Source organism: Flavobacterium flavipallidum, from assembly GCF_038289905.1.
Taxonomy (GTDB): Bacteria; Bacteroidota; Bacteroidia; order Flavobacteriales; family Flavobacteriaceae; genus Flavobacterium; species Flavobacterium flavipallidum.
On record NZ_JBBYHU010000031.1, the window covers coordinates 18,238 to 40,285 of the forward strand.

Consider the following 22,048-nt stretch of genomic DNA (forward strand, 5'->3'; position numbering starts at 1 on the left):
TAATTTTTTATCCTTTAATGCTTTCTAATGCTTTACTCTTGGATTTATACGTCAAACCATAAACTGTCAAAGCCAAACAAGATAACAAAAGACATCCTAAAGTCACAGCCTGCCAACCTCCAATTTCCCATAAAAACAAGCCATAAGCCGAACCTGCAGCAGTACCTAAGAAAGTAAAAGACATAAATACCGTGTTCATCCTGTTTCGTGCTTCTGGTAAAATTGAATAGACTCGGGTTTGATTAGAAATATGAATTCCCTGTATACCAATATCAATTAACACAATCCCTAAAGCAATCCCCACAACATTGGAAATCGAAAAATAAAAAATCACAAAACTTAAAGCAACTAACAAACACCCATAACCCACCGCGACTCTCGAACTCCCTTTATCACTTAACCTTCCGACAAGAGGAGCCGCTAAAGCACCTGAAGCTCCTATAATTCCAAACAAACCAATGGTAGCACTATTAAACGAAAAAGGTTCTGCTGACAATAATAAAACCATCGTTGTCCAAAAAGCACCAAATTGAGCAAACGAAAATATATTGATTAAAGTTGCTTCTCGCAACAAAGGTTGCTCTTTTATTAAAGTAAAAAGAGAAGTTATTAATTGTCCATACGAACCTTTAAAAACAGGTTTATTATAAGGAAATTGCTTTTGGATAACCAATAACAAAAATAAACACAGCCCTGCAGCTATCCAAAACATAGAACGCCAACCTAAAACCTCACCAATCAAACCACTCAAGGTTCGCGAAAGCAAAATACCTACTAACAACCCGCTCATAATTGTTCCTACCACCTTCCCTCTTTGCTCTGGTTCACTCAAAGAAGCAGCCAACGGCAAAATAAGTTGAGGCACTATAGAACTTATACCAATTAAAAGAGAAGCTATTTGTAAAACCAAAAAACTTTGGGCTGTAGCTGCAATAACCAGAGCTATCACTGCTGCAAAAGTAGTAAGCATGATTTGACTTTTCCTTTCTAATTTATCACCTAGAGGAACCATAAAAAACAAACCAATTGCGTAACCAGCCTGAGTTAAATACGTTATTGTTCCTGCATCTGAATTGGAAATAGTAAACTCTTTAGCGATTAAAACAATCAAAGGTTGGCAATAATATATATTTGCCACAATCAATCCCGTGGCAGCAGCCATGAAAAGGACATTTTTTTTAGATAAATACATTTTAAAATGAAGTAAGTTTAACCCTAAAATCTCAAGCTTTAAAAGGGAAACACAAAATTAGCTATAAAGATTTCCTCGGAGAAACTATTAGGAAAACTTTATAATTTGCTAAACAAAAAAGGAGACAATTAATAATAGATGTCTAAAATAATATTAGACTTTGAATTATCAATAAACTTTTGGATTCTACTATAATAAATTTCATTTACCATTGGACAGCCTAAACTATTACAGATATAAGTTTTCTGCTCTTCATAAGGTACTTTATTATATTTATGCAAAACAATATTTCTTAAAAATGCATTATTATTTGTTGCTTCCAAACCATGTAATTTATAGGCTTTTCCAAATTCACCAAAATAACTTTTACCAATGTAATATTTCCCCAATGAAGTACAATGGGAATTATTTTCGTCGCTAAATTTCAATTCACTAAACATTCCTGATCCCAGACCATGTGCTACAAGCCCCTGATCAATAATCTTATCATGAATTAAATCATACACAAAAAAGCGATTTTTACCCGACATTATTTTCATATCCAGCAAAAAAACGATTTCATTATTGAATTTCGGGTTGGATTTCAACATCGATTTAATAGCGACTATTTGCTCGGAAATTCTTTCTTCCTTAGTTACAACCTCAAATCGACTTTCGTTATGAAGATTTTTTAAACTTTTGGAACCTACTCCAAAACCACAAAGTATTACTATTGCAAATACACCTATTATTATATCTCTCATTAGCAGGTTAAAATTGTATACAGTGCAAAATCAAACTCTTAACAAAATCTTTCATTTACACTTTGATCATAAATTTGGGACGCTCAAAAATACAACTTTTTTAAATTCAAAACACATATCAAAAAACTTTAACACACTAATTTTCAAAAAATTAATCCTATAAAAAGCTTAAATCCCGATCAATCCATAAGCACCTGAAAAAACTTTGTACATTTGCAGCTTCAAAATTTAGACAATAATCATGCGAATTGACATCATAACTGTTTTACCGGAATTATTACGCAGCCCATTTGAGGCCTCGATTATGAAACGTGCCATTGACAAAGGTCTTGTAGAAGTTCACATCCATAACTTAAGAGATTACACTACTAATAAACAAAAAAGTGTTGACGATTATCCTTATGGCGGCGGCGCAGGAATGGTAATGACAGTACAACCTATTGATGATTGTATTACGCATTTAAAAAGCCAAAGAAATTACGACGAAGTTATTTACATGTCGCCTGATGGTGCAACTTTGAATCAAAAAATGGCTAATACGATGTCGATGTATGAAAACATTATCATTTTGTGCGGACATTATAAAGGTGTGGATCAAAGAGTGCGTGATCATTTTATTACCAAAGAAATTTCAATAGGTGACTATGTATTGAGCGGAGGCGAATTAGGCGCATTAGTATTATCTGACACACTAATCCGATTAATTCCAGGAGTTTTGAGTGACGAAACCTCAGCATTAACCGATAGTTTTCAGGATAATTTATTATCAGGACCTATCTACACAAGACCTGCCGATTATAAAGGATGGAAAGTCCCTGAAGTTTTGTTAAGCGGACATTCGTCCAAAATTGACAAATGGCGTGAAGATATGGCCTATGAACATACTAAAAACCGTCGACCTGATTTATTAGAATAAACTTTATTCAAAAATTCCAATATTTTAAATTCCAAATTCCAATTAATTAAGCTGTTAAAAATTTGGAATTTGACTTTATTGAAGTTTTATTTTCTTTATTAGAATTTGCAATTTTTTATTGGAATTTATTTTTTTTAACTACATTTGCACCCTCATTTAATTAACCTCTGGCGATACCCGTGAATGTTGATTAGATTTTTAAACAATAATTAGCAATTAAAATGGCAAATTTAGTAGATTTCGTTAATAACGAATTTGTTACAAGAAAAGATTTCCCTGAATTCGGAGCTGGAGATACTATCACAGTTTACTACGAAATTAAAGAGGGTGAGAAAACAAGAACTCAGTTCTTTAAAGGAGTTGTTATCCAAAGAAGAGGTACTGGAAGTACTGAAACTTTTACAATTCGTAAAATGTCCGGAGCAGTAGGTGTTGAGCGTATCTTCCCTATCAACTTACCAGCTTTACAAAAAATTGAAATCAATAAGAAAGGTGCTGTACGTAGAGCAAGAATCTTCTACTTCAGAGAACTTACTGGTAAAAAAGCAAAAATCAAAGACAAAAGAAGATAATCAATTATCTTTTTATCATAAAAAGTCCCGTTCCAAAAATTTTGGAATTGGGACTTTTTTTTTACAAAATCACAATTGACAAAAGAATCAAGCAAAAACAAACAAATAGACTTAAAAAAAATAACATTTTAAAGCCTTGTCGTTAGTAATCCCTTAATTCGCTTATTTCTATAACAAACGAGCGTGTATTTTGGTCTGATTTACATATCTTTGCACCGCTTTATTCAAAGCAAACAATACATTTCACATTCTTCACGGAAGGATTACGATTATAAAACAAAAAAAATGACACAAAAATCAAAGATTGTTTACACATTAACTGACGAAGCACCTTTGTTAGCTACTTATTCGTTTTTACCAATTGTTCAGGCTTTTACTGCTACTGCAGGAATCGAAATTGAAACAGAAGACATTTCTGTTGCTGCTCGTATCCTTGCAAATTTCCCTGAGTTTTTAACTGAGGAGCAAAGAGTAAAAGATTCTTTGGCTGAATTAGGAAAATTAGCTACTGCTCCAGAAGCAAACATCATCAAATTACCAAACGTTTCTGCATCTGTTCCTCAATTAAAAGGAGCTATTGCTGAATTACAAGCTCATGGATATGCGGTTCCTGATTACCCGGAAGCACCACAAAACGATGCTGAAACTGCAATCAAAGCCAAATATGCTAAAATATTAGGGTCAGCTGTAAACCCGGTTTTACGTGAAGGAAACTCTGACCGTAGAGCTCCTAAAGCAGTAAAAAATTACGCAAAAGCAAACCCACACTCAATGGGAGCCTGGTCTGCTGATTCTAAAACAGCAGTTGCCTCTATGGAAAGCGGAGATTTTTACGGAAGTGAGCAATCAGTTACTGTGGCTGAAGCGACTGATGTTAAAATCGAATTTGTTGGACAAGATGGAACAACTAAAGTTCTTAAAGCAAGTACTCCATTAAAAGCCGGAGAAATTATCGATAGTTCAGTAATGCACTTAAACGCTTTGAAATCTTTTGTTGCTAAAACAATCGCTGAAGCAAAAGCACAAGGAGTATTACTTTCTGTTCACTTGAAAGCTACAATGATGAAGGTTTCTGACCCAATTATCTTTGGAGCTATCGTTGAAGTATATTTCAAAGACGTTTTCGAAAAATACGCTGCATTATTTGCTGAACTTGGAGTAAACACTAAAAATGGTTTAGGTGACGTATATGCAAAAATTGCAGGTAACGCACAAGAAGCTGAAGTTAAAGCTGCTATCAATCAGGCAATCGAAAACGGACCAGCTCTTGCAATGGTTAACTCTGACAAAGGAATAACTAACCTTCACGTACCTTCAGATGTAATTGTTGATGCTTCTATGCCGGCAATGATTCGTACTTCTGGTCAAATGTGGAACAAAGAAGGAAAACAACAAGATACTATTGCAATTATCCCAGACCGTTGCTACGCTGGTGTATATACTGCTACAATTGATTTCTGTAAAAAGAATGGTGCTTTTGACCCAACTACAATGGGAAGTGTTCCTAACGTTGGTTTGATGGCTCAAAAAGCAGAAGAATATGGTTCTCATGACAAAACTTTCCAAATGTCAGCAAACGGAGTGGTTCGTGTGGTTGATGTAAACGGAAACGTTTTAATGGAACAAGCTGTTGAAGCAAATGATATTTTCAGAATGTGTCAGGCTAAAGACGCTCCTATTCAGGACTGGGTAAAACTAGCCGTAAACAGAGCTCGTCTTTCTAACACTCCTGCTGTTTTCTGGTTAGACGAAAACAGAGCTCACGACAGAGAATTGATCGTAAAAGTTCAAAAATACCTTAAAGATTACGATACAACCGCATTAGATATCCGTATCTTAAACCCAATTGCTGCTACTCAATTCTCATTAGAGCGTATCGCAAAAGGATTAGATACTATCTCAGTAACAGGAAACGTATTACGTGACTACCTTACTGACTTATTCCCAATCTTAGAAGTTGGAACTTCTGCTAAAATGTTATCTATCGTTCCATTAATGAATGGTGGTGGATTATTCGAAACAGGTGCAGGTGGATCAGCTCCAAAACACGTTGAGCAATTTGTAACTGAAGGATATTTACGTTGGGATTCATTAGGAGAATTTTTAGCTTTAGGTGCTTCATTAGAGCATTTAGGACAAACTTTAAACAATGAAAAAGCAATCGTTCTTTCTGAAACTTTAGACCAGGCAAACGACGCTTTCTTGAAAAACGATAAATCTCCGGCTAGAAAAGTTGGTCAAATTGACAACCGTGGTTCTCACTTTTACTTAGCTTTATACTGGGCTCAAGCCTTGGCAGCTCAAACTAAAGACGCTGACTTGCAAGCTATCTTTGCTCCTATTGCAAAAGAACTTACTGAAAACGAAGCTAAAATTGATGCTGAATTAATTGGTGCTCAAGGAAAAGCTCAGGAAATTGGTGGTTACTACCAACCAAATCCGGATTTAGTAAGCAAAGCAATGCGTCCAAGCACAACTTTGAATACTATTTTAGATAAAATCTCAGCATTAAAAACTGCTTAATCGTTTTTTATCCAAATATTTAAAAGACAACTCGAAAGGGTTGTCTTTTTTTTTAATAACAAACAGAATTGAATATTAAACTTAAATTAACAGTTGTTCAGTTGGCTTTTATGAGCTAATAATTGAAATTTGCAATTCAAACATCCTAAAATGATTACAAAAAAAACACAGCTCCTTTTAATCATTCTACTAATTAGTATAAATAGTTTTGCCCAAGATAAATTCACCCTGAGTGGAAAAATCACAGATGCAAAAAACAATGAAACGCTCATTGGGGTCAACCTTTATTTTCCTGAATTAAAAATTGGTACAACAACAAATGAATACGGTTTTTATTCTATAAGTGTTCCTAAAGGCAATCAAAATCTGATTATTAGCTATATTGGTTACCAAAACATACAAAAATCAGTTTCGTTGACTCAAAGTACAAAAATGAATTTTGCACTTGTAGAAAATGGTGAATTACTAAACGAGGTAGTTATCAAAGATAATTCCGGACGCATCAATACCCGAACGCCCGAAATGAGTGTCAATAAACTCTCTATTGCTTCCATCAAAAAAATGCCTGTAGTTTTGGGCGAAGTAGATGTTATCAAATCGATTTTGTTATTGCCCGGAGTTACAAATGCTGGCGAAGGTGCCTCAGGTTTTAATGTTCGCGGAGGTGGTGCCGACCAAAATTTAATTCTTCTTGACGAAGCCACGATATACAATTCATCACATGTTTTTGGTTTTTTCTCTGTTTTTAATCCGGATGCTATCAAAGATTTAAAACTGTACAAAGGCGGAATTCCGGCCCGTTTTGGAGGAAGAGCTTCATCCGTTTTGGATATTTATCAAAAAGACGGAAACAGCAATGATTTTCACATGAATGGCGGAATTGGATTGATTTCCAGCCGACTGCTTGCTGAAGGTCCTATCGTAAAAGACAAAGGTTCATTTCTTATTGGCGGAAGAGCCTCCTATGCACATTTATTTTTAAAATTATCCGAAGATCAAAAAAACAATGCTGCTTATTTCTATGATTTGAATACGAAACTGAGTTATAAAATTAACGACAACAACAATATTTATTTGTCGGGTTATTTTGGTCGCGACGTTTTTGCCATCAACAAAAGTTTCAGCAATACCTATGGAAATTCAACTTTAAACTTGCGTTGGAATCATTTATATTCTGATAAATTATTTTCGAATCTTTCCCTTATTTACAGTGATTACTATTACGGATTAGACTTGGATTTTATTGGGTTCAACTGGGATTCAGGTATTAAAAATTATAACATCAAATACGATTTCAAACACTACATTTCGGAAAATTTCAAATTGAATTATGGCGCCAATGACATTTATTACAATTTCAATCCTGGAACTATCAAACCTTCCAAAGAAAATTCAGGAATTAATCCGGACCAATTAGACCGAAAATACGCCTTCGAACCTTCACTTTATATCGAGGCCGAAAACAAACTCAACAAAAAACTGACGGTTACTTACGGTTTACGTTACAGTATGTTTTATCGTTTAGGAAATTCAACAATCAATTTGTACGAAAATGACAATCCGGTAAACTTCAATACTGTTTTTCAAATTTATGAAAAAGCAACTCCTATTGGCAGCAAATATTACAGCAAAAACAAAACCATAAAAAGTTTTGATAATTTCGAACCCCGCTTTGCTGTTTCCTATCAGCTCAACGAAGATCAGGCTGTAAAAGCAAGTTATAACCGAATGATACAATATTTACAATTGGTTTCTAATACTTCTTCTCCTACTCCGCTAGATGTTTGGATGCCAAGTGACAATTACATCAAACCTCAAATTGCTGACCAGGTCGCCATTGGTTACTTCAAAAACATTCAAAACGGAGATTATTCACTAGAAATTGAAAGCTTTTACAAGAAAATTCAAAACCGCATGGATTATATTGATGGTGCCGATTTGATTGCCAATGATGCTATCGAACAAGTCGTTTTAAATGGACAAATGCGCTCATATGGTTTAGAATTGATGTTCAAGAAAAACGAAGGCAAATTAAACGGTTGGATTTCCTACACCTTGTCAAAATCAGAGCAGCAAACTCCGGGCAGAACTCGTGAAGAAACAGGAATTAATTTTGGCAAATGGTACAATTCGGCTTATGACAAAACCCACAATTTAGCCATAACTTCTTCTTATCATTTGAATGAAAAATGGGATTTTGGAGCTAATTTCATTCTGCAATCAGGGCAACCAGTAACTTTTCCTGATGGCAAATACAACTATTTAGGTGTAGATGTACCAAGTTATGGTTTACGTAACAAAAATCGTTTACCGGCTTACCATCATTTAGACATTTCTGCCACTTTAACACCATCAAAAAACAAAAACCGAAACTGGAAAGGCGAATGGGTTTTTAGCATTTATAACTTATACAATCGACAAAATGCAGCTTCAATCAATTTCAGGCAAAATGAAGATACCGCCGCAAACGAAGCTGTAAAAACTTCCATTTTTGGGATGGTACCTGCGGTGAGTTATAATTTCAAATTTTAAATTCTTTTTCGAAAAAAATATTACTATGAAAAAAATAATATTCCTTATTTCATTTTTCTTTAGCTTGCTTTTAAGCAGCTGCGAAGAAGTAGTTAATGTAGATCTTGATACCGCTGCTCCTCGTTTAGTAATTGAGGCTAATATCATGTGGATCAAAGGGGGTTCTGGCAATGCCCAAAAAATAAAATTAACCACTACTACGGGTTATTACGACACTGAAATTCCAATTGTAACCGGAGCAACCGTATTTATTAAAAACAGTGAAAACCGAATTTTTAATTTTGCAGAAATTCCCGATACTGGAGAATATGGCTGTACCGATTTTGTACCAAAAATTGGAGAAAATTACACCTTAACCATCATCAATGACGGGGAAACATATACAGCTTCAGAAACATTTCAATCATTAGCCCCTATTACGCGCATTGAACAAAATAACGAAGGCGGATTTACAGGAAAAGATATCGAAATTAAAGCCTATTTTAACGATCCTGAAGGAGAAAACAACTATTACCTTTACCAATATCAATATCCTAATGAAACAACTGTAAGTTACAATGTTGACGAAGATCGTTTTTTTCAGGGTAACGAATTTTTTAGCCGTTCGCAAAAAGATGATATAAAAAAAGGCGATGCAATCGAGTTAGCACACTTTGGAATATCAAAGCAATATTACAACTATATGAATATTCTAATAGGCATTGCTGGAAATAATTCCGGAGGACCATTTCAAACGGCACCAGCCACTGTAAGAGGAAACATTAGCAACAGCACCAATCCCAAAAATTTCCCATTAGGTTATTTTTCTCTTGGAGAGGCTGATTTGCGTCGTTATGTGATTCAATAAATTTAATTTTCAAAATTTATATTCTTTTATTTTAGCCACAGATTTAAAAGATTAGTACAGATTAATCTCTGTAAATCTTTTAAATCTGTGGCAAATAGTTTTAACCCATTTTGGGACTATTAACGTAAAAAACATTCAAAAACAATTAGCTATCTTTGCTGAAATCGTTAATCTAAAAATCTTCATTCCTTTGTCATCACATCACATTGTTCGCGACGATCAAGAACCCGCTTTAATTATTGCCAATGGTGCTTCCTGCAATCCCGAATTATTAGGACAGCTACTCGAATGGTCTCCACTAGTCATTGTATTAGATTCGGCCATCGAACGCGTGATGGAAATGGATATAAAAGTAGATGTTTTATTAGGAGATTTTGATCGCGGTTTTGATGCTACGTACTACAAAGAAAAACAATATCCGCTGGAAATTGTGCATACACCGGATCAGGATAAAACCGATTTAGAAAAAGCTTTTGATTACCTTATCGAAAGAAAAATTCCTGCGGTAAATGTTGTTTGGGCCACCGGAAAAAGAGCCGATCACACAATCACTAACCTCACGAATATTGTACGTTATCGTGACAAACTAAAAATTGTCATTCTTGATGATCATTCTAAGGTGTTTTTGTTACCAAAGAAATTCGAAAAATGGTACACTGCCAATACGCCTATTTCTTTAATTCCTATAGGCCATGTGAGTGGTATTTATTCTGAAAACTTATACTATCAATTAAAAGACGATAGCCTAACAATGGGCTACCGCACAGGAAGCAGTAACCATGTTATTCAGGATGGCTTAGTCGTAATTGAACACCTTGAAGGCGATTTATTAATGATGGAATGTACAGATTAAACTATTTCATAGTAATTCAAGAGAAGCAGAAAAGCATTTCATAACATCTGCATAATTTCATAAAGTTGCTTTTCTTACAAACATTAAACTCTAATTCATTAAAAAATAACCATTTGTAAATATCAAACCCATTTTAATTGACTACTTTTGCAGCAAAATTAAAGATGCAATAATGTCCAATACAATTACAGAAAAAATCGGTTTACATCCCAGAAATCAACATCGATTGCGCTATGATTTTAAATTGCTAATCGAAAAATGTCCTGAATTAAAACATTTTGTAATTCGCAACGAACATATCCAGGATTCCTTCGAGGAAACAATCGATTTTAGCAATCCACAGGCTGTAAAAACGTTGAACAAGGCATTATTAGCAACTTATTATAATATTCAAAACTGGGATATCCCAAAAAACTATCTCTGTCCTCCCATTCCAGGAAGAGCTGATTACCTTCATTATATTGCCGATTTATTAGCCGAAAGCAACAACGGAATAATTCCAACAGGTGCAGAAGTTGAAGGACTCGATATAGGCACTGGAGCCAATTGTATTTATCCAATCATAGGAAATTCGGTTTATGAATGGAGTTTTGTGGGTACTGATATTGATGAAAAATCACTGGAAAACTGTGCACAAATCATCGAAGCCAATCCGCAATTGATGGACGCCATTAGCTTGCAACTTCAAATAGAATCGCGCTATATTTTCAAAAACATTATTACCCCCGAAGACCGTTTTACCTTCACCATTTGCAATCCTCCTTTTCACAAATCAGCTGAAGAAGCCAATGAAGGCAGCCTGAGAAAAGTGAGCAATTTAAAGGGTAAAAAACAATCAAAAGCCGTCTTAAATTTTGGCGGACAAAGTAATGAACTCTGGTGTGAAGGCGGCGAATTTGCTTTTATCACCCAAATGATTTATGAAAGCGCCCGTTACCCAATGCAATGTCTTTGGTTCACCACTTTAGTTTCCAAACAATCGCATCTCAAAAGTTTACACAAAACCCTAAACAAGGTCAACGCAGCTCAAATCCGTACCATCAACATGGTGCAGGGGCAAAAAACCAGCCGTATTCTGGCTTGGTCTTTCCTGACCGAAACCCAACAACAAGATTGGGAATTCGTAGTGAGACAGCCGCTTTTTTAGTGCCTTATCCAGCTATACGCTATAGCCCTCGATTCCTTTGCTTTTTTACTAAGTCACTACAGGAGCTTCCTGCGGTCGCACTGTAGCGCCAGTAAAAAATAGCAACCTCATCCTCGGGGCTGCCGCTACTATCTGGGGCAAAAACACCACTACTCCTTACAAAAAATGTTTTTCAAAATACGGCTTTTATCCTTTTCTGTAAGACTATTTTTCTTATTTTTGAAAATACTCAAAATAGAGTATTGACAACTAAAAATCAAAACATTAAATATATTCTAGCTATAGGAGTTACTTACATCTATAAGTTAATACAAATATTCTTAAACTTATGTATAGAAATTCACGAAATCGAATTTTTAGCGGAAATGGATCAATAGGTGATTATTTTAAAGCTAAAGTACAAAAAATTCAATCAGAGATAAATTCAGCAAGCGAAAACTACATATTGAATGTTAGTGACGAACAATATGCTCAATATTTGGTGGATGAAAATTCAATTGAAGAGCCAATAATCCATTTCGATGATGTCTATGCAGATCATTACGAAAAAGAAATTTCAGCAGAAGATTTTCCACAAACCTTTCACGTATATTCCGGAGAAAAATACAAGCGGAAAGTCATTCAATTTTTTGTACCAGTTACAGGAACTACAGAGTTACTCAAATACATGCCAGGCATCAATACTATAACTCTTGGAGGTGGAATTACAAATTTTGAAGTAGAGTATGGAAAATTGAAACTTGAAGTAATTGATTTTTATAATGACGCAAAAAAGATAAAACAGATTTATGATGACAATGTGAGATATTCTCATGATAAATATAGTTTACTAAAAAAAAACATTGAGGAATTTAATAGCTCTTTATATTCTTGGACAATAGGAGAAATCAGAAAACGTAAAAATGAATTTTTAGCTAAGAATGAGTTTATGTCTTCATTAGGTGTACCCCTTAAGAAAAAGGAAAATACACCTGAAACTTTTGCAATTCCCAAACCCGCATTGCGAACAAAAATTAAAATAGATAAACCTGAAGTCAAGGATTCATCTTTTAAACCTGAACCCACAATAACTTTAGAAGTATATAATCAAATCTTAAAATTAATAAACGATGTTGGCAAAAATTTTGAAAGATTACCAAGCATTTATAAAGATAAAGGAGAAGAAGATTTAAGAGACCACATCATTATGACTTTAGATCCAAATTTTGAATATGGTAGCGTTACAGGAGAAACTTTTAATAAAACTGGTAAAACTGATATTCAATTAAGACATGATAGTTCAGTTGTATTCATTGCTGAATGCAAGTTCTGGACAGGAGAAAAAGGTTTTTTAGGAACAATAGACCAATTATTAAATTACTTAACATGGCGAGACACAAAAACATCAGTAATAATGTTCGTTAGACAAAAAGACTTCACCTCTATTCTTACCAAAGTTGAAACTATAACTAAAACTCATATTAACTATATCGCTTTTGTTTCTAAAAGTGATGAGAATTGGTTCAATTACAGGTTTCATTTGAATGGTGATAGAAACAGAGAAATTAAGCTTGCAGTACAATTATTTCACATACCATAAAAAATATTTCTGCCAACTTCGGTGACTATTCCACAACCCTCCCAAAACCACAAATTCAATAAAATTATTAAAAACAAAAAGCTTCATTCATTAAAGGAGAAGACAACGTGAATCCAATCGAGATTGCCAATAAACTTTGTAACTTTGCCACTTCAAACTTTGCAACACCCAACAAATGAAATTCCAAGTCGTTTCAGATTACCAACCTAAAGGAGATCAACCACAGGCAATAGAAAAATTAGCTCAGGGAATAATTGACGGTGAACAATTTCAAACACTGCTAGGAGTTACGGGTTCGGGGAAAACATTTACCGTAGCCAATGTGATTCAGGAAGTGCAACGACCTACATTGGTTTTAGCACACAACAAAACCTTGGCGGCGCAATTGTATTCAGAATTCAAACAGTTTTTCCCAAATAATGCTGTGGAATATTTCGTTTCCTATTACGATTATTACCAGCCTGAAGCTTTTATTCCGGTAACTGGGGTTTATATTGAAAAGGACTTATCTATTAACGAAGAATTGGAGAAAATGCGTTTGAGCACTACTTCTTCCCTACTTTCGGGACGAAGAGATATCATCGTCGTGGCTTCAGTTTCCTGTTTGTACGGTATTGGAAATCCCGTTGAATTTCAAAAGAATGTTATTGCCATTGAAAGAGATCAGGAAATTTCCAGAACGAAACTGTTACATTCTTTAGTCCAAAGTTTGTATTCCAGAACCGAAGCTGATTTCAATCCGGGAAATTTCAGAATCAAAGGAGATACAGTGGAAGTTTTCCCTAGTTATGCCGATGACGCCTATCGTATTCATTTTTTTGGTGATGAAATTGAAGAAATCGAATCTTTTGACATCAAAACTTCAAAAGTTATAGAACGCTTTGACAAGCTAACCATTTATCCTGCGAATATGTTTGTGACTTCTCCGGATGTTTTACAAAATGCGATTTGGCAAATCCAACAGGATTTGGTCAAACAAGTTGATTATTTTAAGGAAATCGGAAAACATCTGGAAGCCAAAAGACTAGAAGAAAGAACCAATTTTGATTTGGAAATGATTCGAGAATTAGGTTATTGTTCCGGAATTGAAAATTATTCCCGTTACCTGGATGGCCGTGAGGCTGGAACACGTCCTTTCTGTCTGTTAGATTATTTCCCTAAAGATTACCTTATGGTTGTTGACGAAAGTCACGTTACAGTTTCACAGGTACATGCCATGTACGGAGGTGACCGCAGCCGAAAAGAAAACTTAGTAGAATACGGATTCCGACTTCCGGCAGCCATGGATAACCGTCCTTTGAAATTTGAGGAGTTTGAAGCGATGCAAAATCAAGTAATTTATGTTTCGGCTACACCAGCTGATTATGAATTACAAAAAAGTCAGGGCGTTTATGTAGAACAAATTATTCGTCCTACAGGATTGATTGATCCCGTTATCGAAATTCGTCCGAGTTTGAATCAAATTGACGATTTAATCGAGGAAATACAGCAACGTTGCGAACTTGATGAGCGCGTATTGATTACCACACTTACGAAGCGAATGGCGGAGGAATTAGCCAAATATTTAACAAAAGTAAGTATCCGTTGTCGTTACATACATTCAGATGTAGATACTTTGGAACGAATTGAAATCATGCAGGATTTACGTAAAGGTCTTTTTGATGTTCTAATTGGAGTCAACTTATTACGTGAAGGATTGGATTTACCTGAAGTATCATTAGTAGCAATTTTGGATGCTGACAAAGAAGGTTTTTTACGTTCACACCGATCACTTACACAAACTATTGGTCGTGCTGCAAGGAACTTAAATGGAAAAGCCATCATGTATGCTGATAAAATTACCGACAGCATGCAGAAAACCATTGACGAAACCAATTACAGAAGAAGCAAACAAATCAATTACAATACCGAAAACAATATTGTGCCTCAGGCGCTCAATAAAAAAATCGAAACGGCATTTACCAAAAATCCTTTAGTCGAATACGAATTAGGACACAACATTCCTAGTGCTGCTGAACCTGCAAATGAATATTTATCGAAAGATGAAATTGAAAAACGTATTCGCGAAAAACGAAAATCAATGGAAAAAGCTGCAAAAGAACTCGACTTTATGCAAGCCGCAAAACTACGTGATGAAATCAAAAAACTACAGGAACAGCTTTCTTAATTTTCTTTTATTCCTGAAATATACTCAGTAAAACATCATCCGGAATGATTGAATTAGGCGAATTCTTCACTTTCTTAAGTAAGATTTTAATCGCTTCAAGATCTAATCCCATACTTATAGCAATATGAATGATTAATTCCGGATCCTGTTTGTATAGAACACCATCGTTTTGAAAAAAAACAACTAACTGATAGAATTGTTTGATTCTTATTAATTTCATGTTACCTGATAAGCTAGGTAATTCTTCACCTAAAAGATTAATGAATCCTCCTTTTTCAAAATTCAATTCATTAGCAATTAGAAATAAAAAATCGTATCCTTTTTTACTCAATTGACCATCAATTGTAGCGTAGGCAATCATCTCTAAGAGCAAATTCTTTTTTTCTTCACAAGTATCCATACGATAAATAATTTTAGCTAAAATATCATTTTTAATGCAAAAAACCCAAATACCAGTCTAAAATTAAACATTTTAATTAAAAAATCATATTTTTTTTCAAACAAGAAGCTAGCAAAAAAGGCAAAAAAATCACAGATTATTGCATTTCGTCGATACCAATACGTAGTCCACAAATCCCCTTTTTACAGAATACTTTTTTTAGCCTATCTTTTTTTATTATTTATTCAAAATGAGATTAAAAAAATCCGAAAATCAAAAAACTTCATTTACAGTAAATATTATTCATTTTTTAAGCTTAATTTTAGCATAAAACCAGACTATTATGGAATTGATTATTAGAGAATACGAGCTACAATTAAAGCACACATTCACAATCTCTAGAGAATCAATTAATACTCAACCCTCTTTAATAGTACAATTAAAAAGTGGTGGATTCTCCGGATACGGTGAGGCGACTTCAAATCCTTATTACAACATCACAGTACCTATGATGAAACAGGATTTAGAAAATCTAAAAAGTCTTATAGAATCTTCTGTCGATGAGACTCCCGAAATTTTTTGGGCAAAAATGTATCCCTATCTAAAACACAATATGTTTGCTCTTTGTGCATTAGACATGGCTTACAATGATTTATACGCCCGACAACAAGGAAAAAAATTACATGAACTTTGGGACTATAATACCGAGAGAAATCCTTTGACCAATTACACTATTGGAATTGACACTATTGATAAAATGGTGGCAAAAATGAAAGAATTGCCCTGGCCTATCTATAAAATAAAATTAGGAACTCCTAACGATATTGAAATTGTTAAAGCCCTGAGAGCACACACTGATGCTATTTTTAGAATTGATGCTAACTGTGGTTGGGGAATTGAAGAAACACTTAATAACGCTGTCCAACTGAAAGAACTAGGAGTTGAATTTTTAGAGCAACCGCTAAAAGCAGATGACTGGCAAGGACATGAAATTATATATAAACATTCTGTTTTACCTATTATTGCCGATGAAAGCTGCATCTACGAACAGGATGTTGCTAAATGTTACAATCATTTTCACGGTATTAATATTAAATTAGTAAAATGTGGAGGATTGACTCCTGCCCGAAGAATGATTCAACAAGCCAAAAAATTGGGATTAAAAACCATGGTAGGCTGCATGACCGAGTCTTCAGTAGGAATTTCAGCAATTGCTCATTTATTACCCCAATTAGACTATGTGGACATGGACGGCGCTTTACTTTTATCTGAAGACATCGCAAAAGGCGTACAAATTCAAAATGGAAAAATTGACTATTCTGAATTAAATGGCACTGGTGTTGTTTTAAAATAACATTCAATGAAAGTAACGCAATTTCCTGATCGAATCTTAAAAATTGATGGCGAAAAATATTTATACTTTGGCGGTACAGCATATCTTGGCTTACCGCCAAATAAAAAATTTCAAAAAATACTTCTTAAAAACATTCAACGCTGGGGTACAGCTTACGGTAGTTCCAGAAATGCAAATATCCAACTCACTGCTTATGATAAGGGAGAGCATTTTTTAGCTCAATTGATTCAAGCAGAAGCTGCAGTAACCGTTTCCTCCGGAATGCTAGCCGGACAATTAGTTATAGACAGCTTAAAAAAAGAAAAAAACGTATTTTATCATTTCCCGGAAACACATACAGCAATTAAATATGCTGATAGCAATCCTTTTTACATAAATGATTGTATCAATCCACAACTTCTGAATGAAAAAACAGAAAAAATATGCATCTTAACCGATGCTGTACCTTCAAATACTGTACAAGCAATTGATCTTTCAGTTGTAGCCCAAATTCCCAAACAAAAAGAAATCACATTAGTGATTGATGAATCACATTCACTTGGAATTCTAGGGGATAATGGCGGTGGCGTTTTTTCAAAAATAGATCATCCTAATATCAAACAAAAAATCATGGTTTCTTCCCTTGGAAAAGCCATGGGATTATCAGGCGGAGTAATTGCTGGCAACAAAGATTTTGTAGAAAACATCAAAAAAAATGACATTTTTGTATCAAGTGCCGGTATGAATCCTGCATTTGTCAGCACTCTGGCTGATGCCGAAAAACTATATACTAAACAACAAAAGAAACTAAAAAAAAACTTAGTTTATCTTAGTTCAAAACTTTTACCTAACAACAATATACTTTTTAAAGAAAACTACCCTGTAATTTATCCACAAATAGAAAGTATAAACGCTGTTTTCACTTCAAATAAAATCATCATTACCAATTTCAAATATGCTTCGGGAACGAAAAATTTGAATCGGATTATTATCACTGCAAATCACAAAAAGAAAGATTTAGACAAAATCATCCAAATCCTTAATCAATATCAACATAAAGATGAATTGACAACACTATAATAGTGTACCTTTGTAAAAAAATACAACAATGACAAACAACGATATCTTTAAAAAATTACGCGTAGCACTGATGCTTCGTGATGACCAAATTGTGGAAATATTAGAACTAGTTGATTTTAGAATTTCTAAATCAGAATTAGGTGCTTTTTTCCGTGACGAAAAACATCCTAACTATGTGGAATGTGGGGACCAAGTTTTACGCAATTTCTTAAATGGATTAGTTATTCACTTGCGTGGAACCAAGGAAAACCCTAAAAACCCTAAAGACGTTTTAGCTAAGCATAAAGCTGAAATCCCTGCGAAAGCTAAAGAAACAGCTAAAAATGACACTAAAGCTCCTAAAACCAATTTCAAAAAGAAACCCACAAATAAAAAGGCAGCCCCTAAAGTTCAAGTTGTAGAAAAAGTAAAATTTAAAAACGGTAAAAATAAAAACAGCTAACTGTTTCATATAGAACAAAAAAATCCCAGGCCTTAACAAACCTGGGATCTTATGCTACTTTGTTTCTCATGATCTTTATTTCGTAAATTTTACTAGAAAAATTAGACCATTTCCAGTTTCTAAATCAGAAGCTGATAATTTTTTGTAGTTTAATGTGTTTTTAATAAAATAATTCAAATCACTATTAGCAGTATCTGTGCTCATTACTACAATTTCGCGATTCTCATTAAGTGCGATTCTAACTTTTACCAAAACATCTCCACTCAAATTCTCAAGATTTGGATACGTATTCAATAATTTGGTAATCTCTTTGTAAGTCTCATTATAATCATCTGATTTTTTTGAAGGCTTTTCTGCTGCAATTGCTGTTGTTAAAAATAAAGAGGTAACAACTGTCATAATTAAATTTCTCATGATTTCTTAGTTTTAAATTAAACTTAAACATTTAAAGATTTCGATGTAAAATTACCAAAATATCTCATTCAAAAAGAATATATCTTGCTGATAATGCAAGTTTTACGAGTAACAAAAATTTAAATATTAAAATTTGAAATCATAATAAAAAAAAGAAATATAAATTACACTATTCGCATTAAAAAACAGAAATCACAAAACAAAACACACGCAAAACACTTAAAAGCGAATATTTTTTGAATATTTTTCAACTAAAAACAAAAAAATCCATCTGATTCACAATCAAAATGGATTTTATACTATATTATAAAAAGCAAAGCTATTTGCTGTTATACTAAAGCTCTCAAATACTTTCTATTTACCATAATTCTTTAGAAATTGAAAACCAATGAAATTCTTCACACATTGATAAGACAAACTGCGAACAACTATTAGAATATCAAAATAACAAAAAAAATCCCAGGCCTTAACAACCTGGGATCTTATGCTACTTTGTTTCTCATGATCTCTATTTCGTAAATTTTACTAGAAAAATTAGACCATTTCCTGTTTCTAAATCAGAAGCTGATAATTTTTTGTAGTTTAATGTGTTTTTAATAAAATAATTCAAATCACTATTAGCAGTATCGGTACTCATTACTACAATTTCGCGATTTTCATTAAGTGCGATTCTAACTTTTACCAAAACATCTCCACTCAAATTCTCAAGATTTGGATATGTATTCAATAATTTGGTAATCTCTTTGTAAGTCTCATTATAATCATCTGATTTTTTTGAAGGCTTTTCTGCTGCAATTGCTGTTGTTAAAAATAAAGAGGTAACAACTGTCATAATTAAATTTCTCATGATTTCTTAGTTTTAAATTAAACTTAAACATTTAAAGATTTCGATGTAAAATTACCAAAATATCTCATTCAAAAAGAATATATCTTGCTGATAATGCAAGTTTTACGAGTTACAAAAATTTAAATATTAAAATTTGAAATCATAATAAAAAAAAGAAATATAAATTACACTATTCGTATAAAAAAACAGAAATCACAAAACAAAACACACGTAAAACACTTAAAAACGAATATTTTTTGAATATTATTCAGCTAAAAACAAAAAAAATCGCATCACTACTATAATGAAACGATTTTCAATCTTTAAAAAGTAATAATAAATTACTTCACGAATCTAACCATAAAAACAAGCCTATTACCAACTTCAAGCTCATTTGCAACTAACTTTTGATAATTTAAAGTACTTTTTATATACTCTTTCAAATCTTCATTATCTGTATTAGCACTCATAACCACAATTTCATGATCTTCATTAATTGTAATTTTAACCTTCACGAATAATTCATCTCCGAAATCCTCTAATTTTGGATATGTATTCAACAACTTAGTCAATTCTTTAAAAGTTGCTCCATAACTATTACTTTTTGCAGCAGGAGTTCCTGTTTCAGCAAAAGCAGTACTCATAAACAATACAACAATAACCGATAAAAATAATTTCTTCATGATTTTTTGTTTTTAATTACAGTTCAAAATTAGCACTGATTTCCACACTAGAAACACAAAAACAATTACTTAACTCAATAATAAAAAATACCTTATTTACCGCATTTACAACTAAACAAAATTTCTATTTTAAAAATATTCAAGACACAATAAAAAGCAATCAAAAAACAATAAAACACACTTAGAACTCAAAATCATTAAGAAAAACGCAACTACACACTCATTAATAATAAATTAATATTAGTCCTAATTAGTAAACCTAAATTATACCTCAAAAAAAAAACGTCCCGATTATCGGGACGTTTTTAAATATAACTAAATCTAATAATTAAGAAAGAGCTGCTTGTACTTGATCAGCCGCTTCTTGGAATTGAACCGCTGATAAAATTGGCATTCCTGAATTATCAATTAATTCTTTTGCAATTTCAGCATTAGTACCTTGTAAACGAACAATAATTGGCACATTGATAGCATCACCCATGTTTTTGTAAGCATCAACAACACCTTGAGCAACACGGTCACAACGAACGATTCCTCCGAAGATATTAATTAAGATAGCTTTTACATTAGGATCTTTTAAGATAATACGGAAAGCTGTTTCAACACGCTTAGCATCAGCAGTTCCTCCTACATCAAGGAAGTTAGCTGGCTCAAAACCTGCATATTTAATCAAATCCATAGTTGCCATAGCAAGACCAGCTCCGTTTACCATACAACCTACAGTTCCGTCAAGATCAACATAATTTAATCCTACTTCTTTAGCTTCTACTTCAATTGGATTTTCTTCTCTTACGTCACGCATATCAGCATACGCTTTTTGTCTGTATAATGCGTTATCATCAATATTCACTTTAGCATCTACTGCTAAAATTTTATTATCAGATGTTTTCAAAACCGGGTTGATTTCAAACATAGAAGCATCTGAACCAATATAAGCTTTGTATAGAGCATCGATGAATTTTACCATTTCTTTGAATGCATTTCCAGTAACTCCTAAGTTAAAAGCAATTCTTCTTGCCTGGAAACCTTGTAATCCTACAGCAGGATCAATTTCTTCTGTAAAGATTAAATGTGGAGTATGCTCAGCAACTTCCTCAATATCCATTCCACCTTCAGTAGAATACATAATCATATTACGTCCTGTTGCTCTGTTTAATAATACAGAAACATAAAACTCAGAAGTTTCAGATTCTCCAGGATAATAAACATCCTCAGCAATCAATACTTTGTGAACTGTTTTACCCTCAGCAGAAGTTTGAGGAGTAACTAATTGCATTCCGATAATTTCGCTTGCAACACCTTCCACTTTGTCAATTCCTTTGGCAAGTTTCACCCCACCACCTTTACCACGACCACCTGCGTGAATTTGGGCTTTAACAACATACCAACTCGTTCCCGTTTCGGTAGTTAATTGTTTAGCAGCGGCTACTGCTTCTACTGGACTATTAGCAACGATTCCGCGTTGAACGCGAACTCCGTAGCTAGCTAAAATCTCTTTTCCTTGATATTCGTGTATGTTCATAATATAGAATTTGTCTGAATCTGGTTTTATTTCAGAAAATAAGTCGGACAAAAGTAGCTAAAACGAACTTAAAACTAAAATCTTTTTAGTGATTTAAAATATCTTATAAATAAAGTTAAAAAAAGATGTTTTTACTCTTATTTTTTTATCAAAAAGAAGATTTTAAAGCAAAAAATAGAACTAACTGACGTTTTTGTATAAAATATCTCAATTTTAATTTTAAAAAAACCAGAAACATTTGTCAATAATTTTAGTTAAAACCTTCTTAAAATTAGCAATTTGTTAATACACTGCTTAA

19 protein-coding genes are annotated in these 22,048 nt (G+C 33.5%); 12 read left to right on the forward strand and 7 right to left on the reverse strand.

Going from position 1 to position 22,048, the window contains the following annotated elements; genetic code table 11:
• Positions 1-7: 7 nt before the first annotated feature.
• Positions 8-1,162 (reverse strand): MFS transporter, encoded by a 1,155-nt coding sequence (locus tag AAEO59_RS13320; protein ID WP_341701245.1) that lies wholly within the window; start codon positions 1,160-1,162, stop codon positions 8-10.
• Between the two features lie 158 nt (positions 1,163-1,320).
• Positions 1,321-1,935, reverse strand: coding sequence for a murein L,D-transpeptidase catalytic domain-containing protein (locus tag AAEO59_RS13325; protein ID WP_341701246.1), 615 nt, complete (start codon positions 1,933-1,935; stop codon positions 1,321-1,323).
• Between the two features lie 241 nt (positions 1,936-2,176).
• Between AAEO59_RS13325 and trmD the strand changes: the two genes are divergently transcribed.
• The 9 genes from trmD (at position 2,177) to uvrB (ending at position 15,071) form a co-directional block, all read left to right on the forward strand.
• Positions 2,177-2,851, forward strand: a complete 675-nt coding sequence (trmD, locus tag AAEO59_RS13330) for a tRNA (guanosine(37)-N1)-methyltransferase TrmD (RefSeq protein WP_341701247.1) — start codon at positions 2,177-2,179, stop codon at positions 2,849-2,851.
• A gap of 221 nt (positions 2,852-3,072) precedes the next feature.
• Positions 3,073-3,423: a 50S ribosomal protein L19 gene (gene rplS, locus AAEO59_RS13335; protein WP_341701248.1), complete on the forward strand. Its 351-nt coding sequence runs from the start codon at positions 3,073-3,075 to the stop codon at positions 3,421-3,423.
• Between the two features lie 285 nt (positions 3,424-3,708).
• A complete protein-coding gene (locus tag AAEO59_RS13340) occupies positions 3,709-5,946 on the forward strand; it encodes an NADP-dependent isocitrate dehydrogenase (protein WP_341701249.1) in 2,238 nt (745 codons plus the stop codon).
• Between the two features lie 150 nt (positions 5,947-6,096).
• Positions 6,097-8,478, forward strand: coding sequence for a TonB-dependent receptor (locus AAEO59_RS13345; RefSeq protein WP_341701250.1), 2,382 nt, complete (start codon positions 6,097-6,099; stop codon positions 8,476-8,478).
• A gap of 25 nt (positions 8,479-8,503) precedes the next feature.
• The gene (locus AAEO59_RS13350; RefSeq protein WP_341701251.1) at positions 8,504-9,325 is read left to right on the forward strand and encodes a DUF4249 family protein; all 822 of its coding nucleotides are present in this window, start codon (positions 8,504-8,506) and stop codon (positions 9,323-9,325) included.
• A 190-nt stretch (positions 9,326-9,515) separates the two neighbouring features.
• On the forward strand, positions 9,516-10,178 hold the full coding sequence (locus tag AAEO59_RS13355) for a thiamine diphosphokinase (protein ID WP_341701252.1): 663 nt from the start codon (positions 9,516-9,518) through the stop codon (positions 10,176-10,178).
• A 169-nt stretch (positions 10,179-10,347) separates the two neighbouring features.
• Complete coding sequence (gene rlmF / locus AAEO59_RS13360; RefSeq protein ID WP_407934935.1) at positions 10,348-11,325, forward strand: 23S rRNA (adenine(1618)-N(6))-methyltransferase RlmF; 978 nt, start codon at positions 10,348-10,350, stop codon at positions 11,323-11,325.
• 328 nt (positions 11,326-11,653) lie between these two features.
• On the forward strand, positions 11,654-12,904 hold the full coding sequence (locus tag AAEO59_RS13365) for a hypothetical protein (RefSeq protein WP_341701254.1): 1,251 nt from the start codon (positions 11,654-11,656) through the stop codon (positions 12,902-12,904).
• Between the two features lie 175 nt (positions 12,905-13,079).
• Entirely contained in the window at positions 13,080-15,071 is a 1,992-nt protein-coding gene (gene uvrB, locus AAEO59_RS13370) for an excinuclease ABC subunit UvrB (RefSeq protein WP_341701255.1), read from the forward strand.
• Positions 15,072-15,078: 7 nt separating this feature from the next.
• On the opposite strand, the gene AAEO59_RS13375 is transcribed toward uvrB, so the two are convergent.
• Positions 15,079-15,471, reverse strand: coding sequence for an excinuclease ABC subunit B (locus AAEO59_RS13375; protein WP_341701256.1), 393 nt, complete (start codon positions 15,469-15,471; stop codon positions 15,079-15,081).
• A gap of 322 nt (positions 15,472-15,793) precedes the next feature.
• Here AAEO59_RS13375 and AAEO59_RS13380 point away from each other — a divergent pair, with 322 nt between their 5' ends.
• Genes AAEO59_RS13380 through AAEO59_RS13390 form a run of 3 tightly spaced genes read left to right on the forward strand, consistent with a single transcriptional unit; the run spans position 15,794 to position 18,305 of the window.
• Positions 15,794-16,804: a dipeptide epimerase gene (locus AAEO59_RS13380; protein WP_341701257.1), complete on the forward strand. Its 1,011-nt coding sequence runs from the start codon at positions 15,794-15,796 to the stop codon at positions 16,802-16,804.
• A 6-nt stretch (positions 16,805-16,810) separates the two neighbouring features.
• A complete protein-coding gene (locus AAEO59_RS13385; RefSeq protein WP_341701258.1) occupies positions 16,811-17,863 on the forward strand; it encodes an aminotransferase class I/II-fold pyridoxal phosphate-dependent enzyme in 1,053 nt (350 codons plus the stop codon).
• Between the two features lie 28 nt (positions 17,864-17,891).
• Positions 17,892-18,305, forward strand: a complete 414-nt coding sequence (locus AAEO59_RS13390) for a DUF1456 family protein (protein ID WP_341701259.1) — start codon at positions 17,892-17,894, stop codon at positions 18,303-18,305.
• 75 nt (positions 18,306-18,380) lie between these two features.
• Here the strand turns inward: AAEO59_RS13390 and AAEO59_RS13395 are convergent, their stop codons facing one another.
• From AAEO59_RS13395 to sucC, 4 genes are all read right to left on the reverse strand, one after another.
• Positions 18,381-18,719: a hypothetical protein gene (locus AAEO59_RS13395; protein ID WP_341701260.1), complete on the reverse strand. Its 339-nt coding sequence runs from the start codon at positions 18,717-18,719 to the stop codon at positions 18,381-18,383.
• 508 nt (positions 18,720-19,227) lie between these two features.
• Entirely contained in the window at positions 19,228-19,566 is a 339-nt protein-coding gene (locus AAEO59_RS13400; protein WP_341701260.1) for a hypothetical protein, read from the reverse strand.
• 320 nt (positions 19,567-19,886) lie between these two features.
• Positions 19,887-20,228 (reverse strand): hypothetical protein, encoded by a 342-nt coding sequence (locus tag AAEO59_RS13405; RefSeq protein ID WP_341701261.1) that lies wholly within the window; start codon positions 20,226-20,228, stop codon positions 19,887-19,889.
• Positions 20,229-20,556: 328 nt separating this feature from the next.
• Entirely contained in the window at positions 20,557-21,750 is a 1,194-nt protein-coding gene (gene sucC, locus AAEO59_RS13410; protein ID WP_341701262.1) for an ADP-forming succinate--CoA ligase subunit beta, read from the reverse strand.
• Positions 21,751-22,048: the final 298 nt, after the last annotated feature.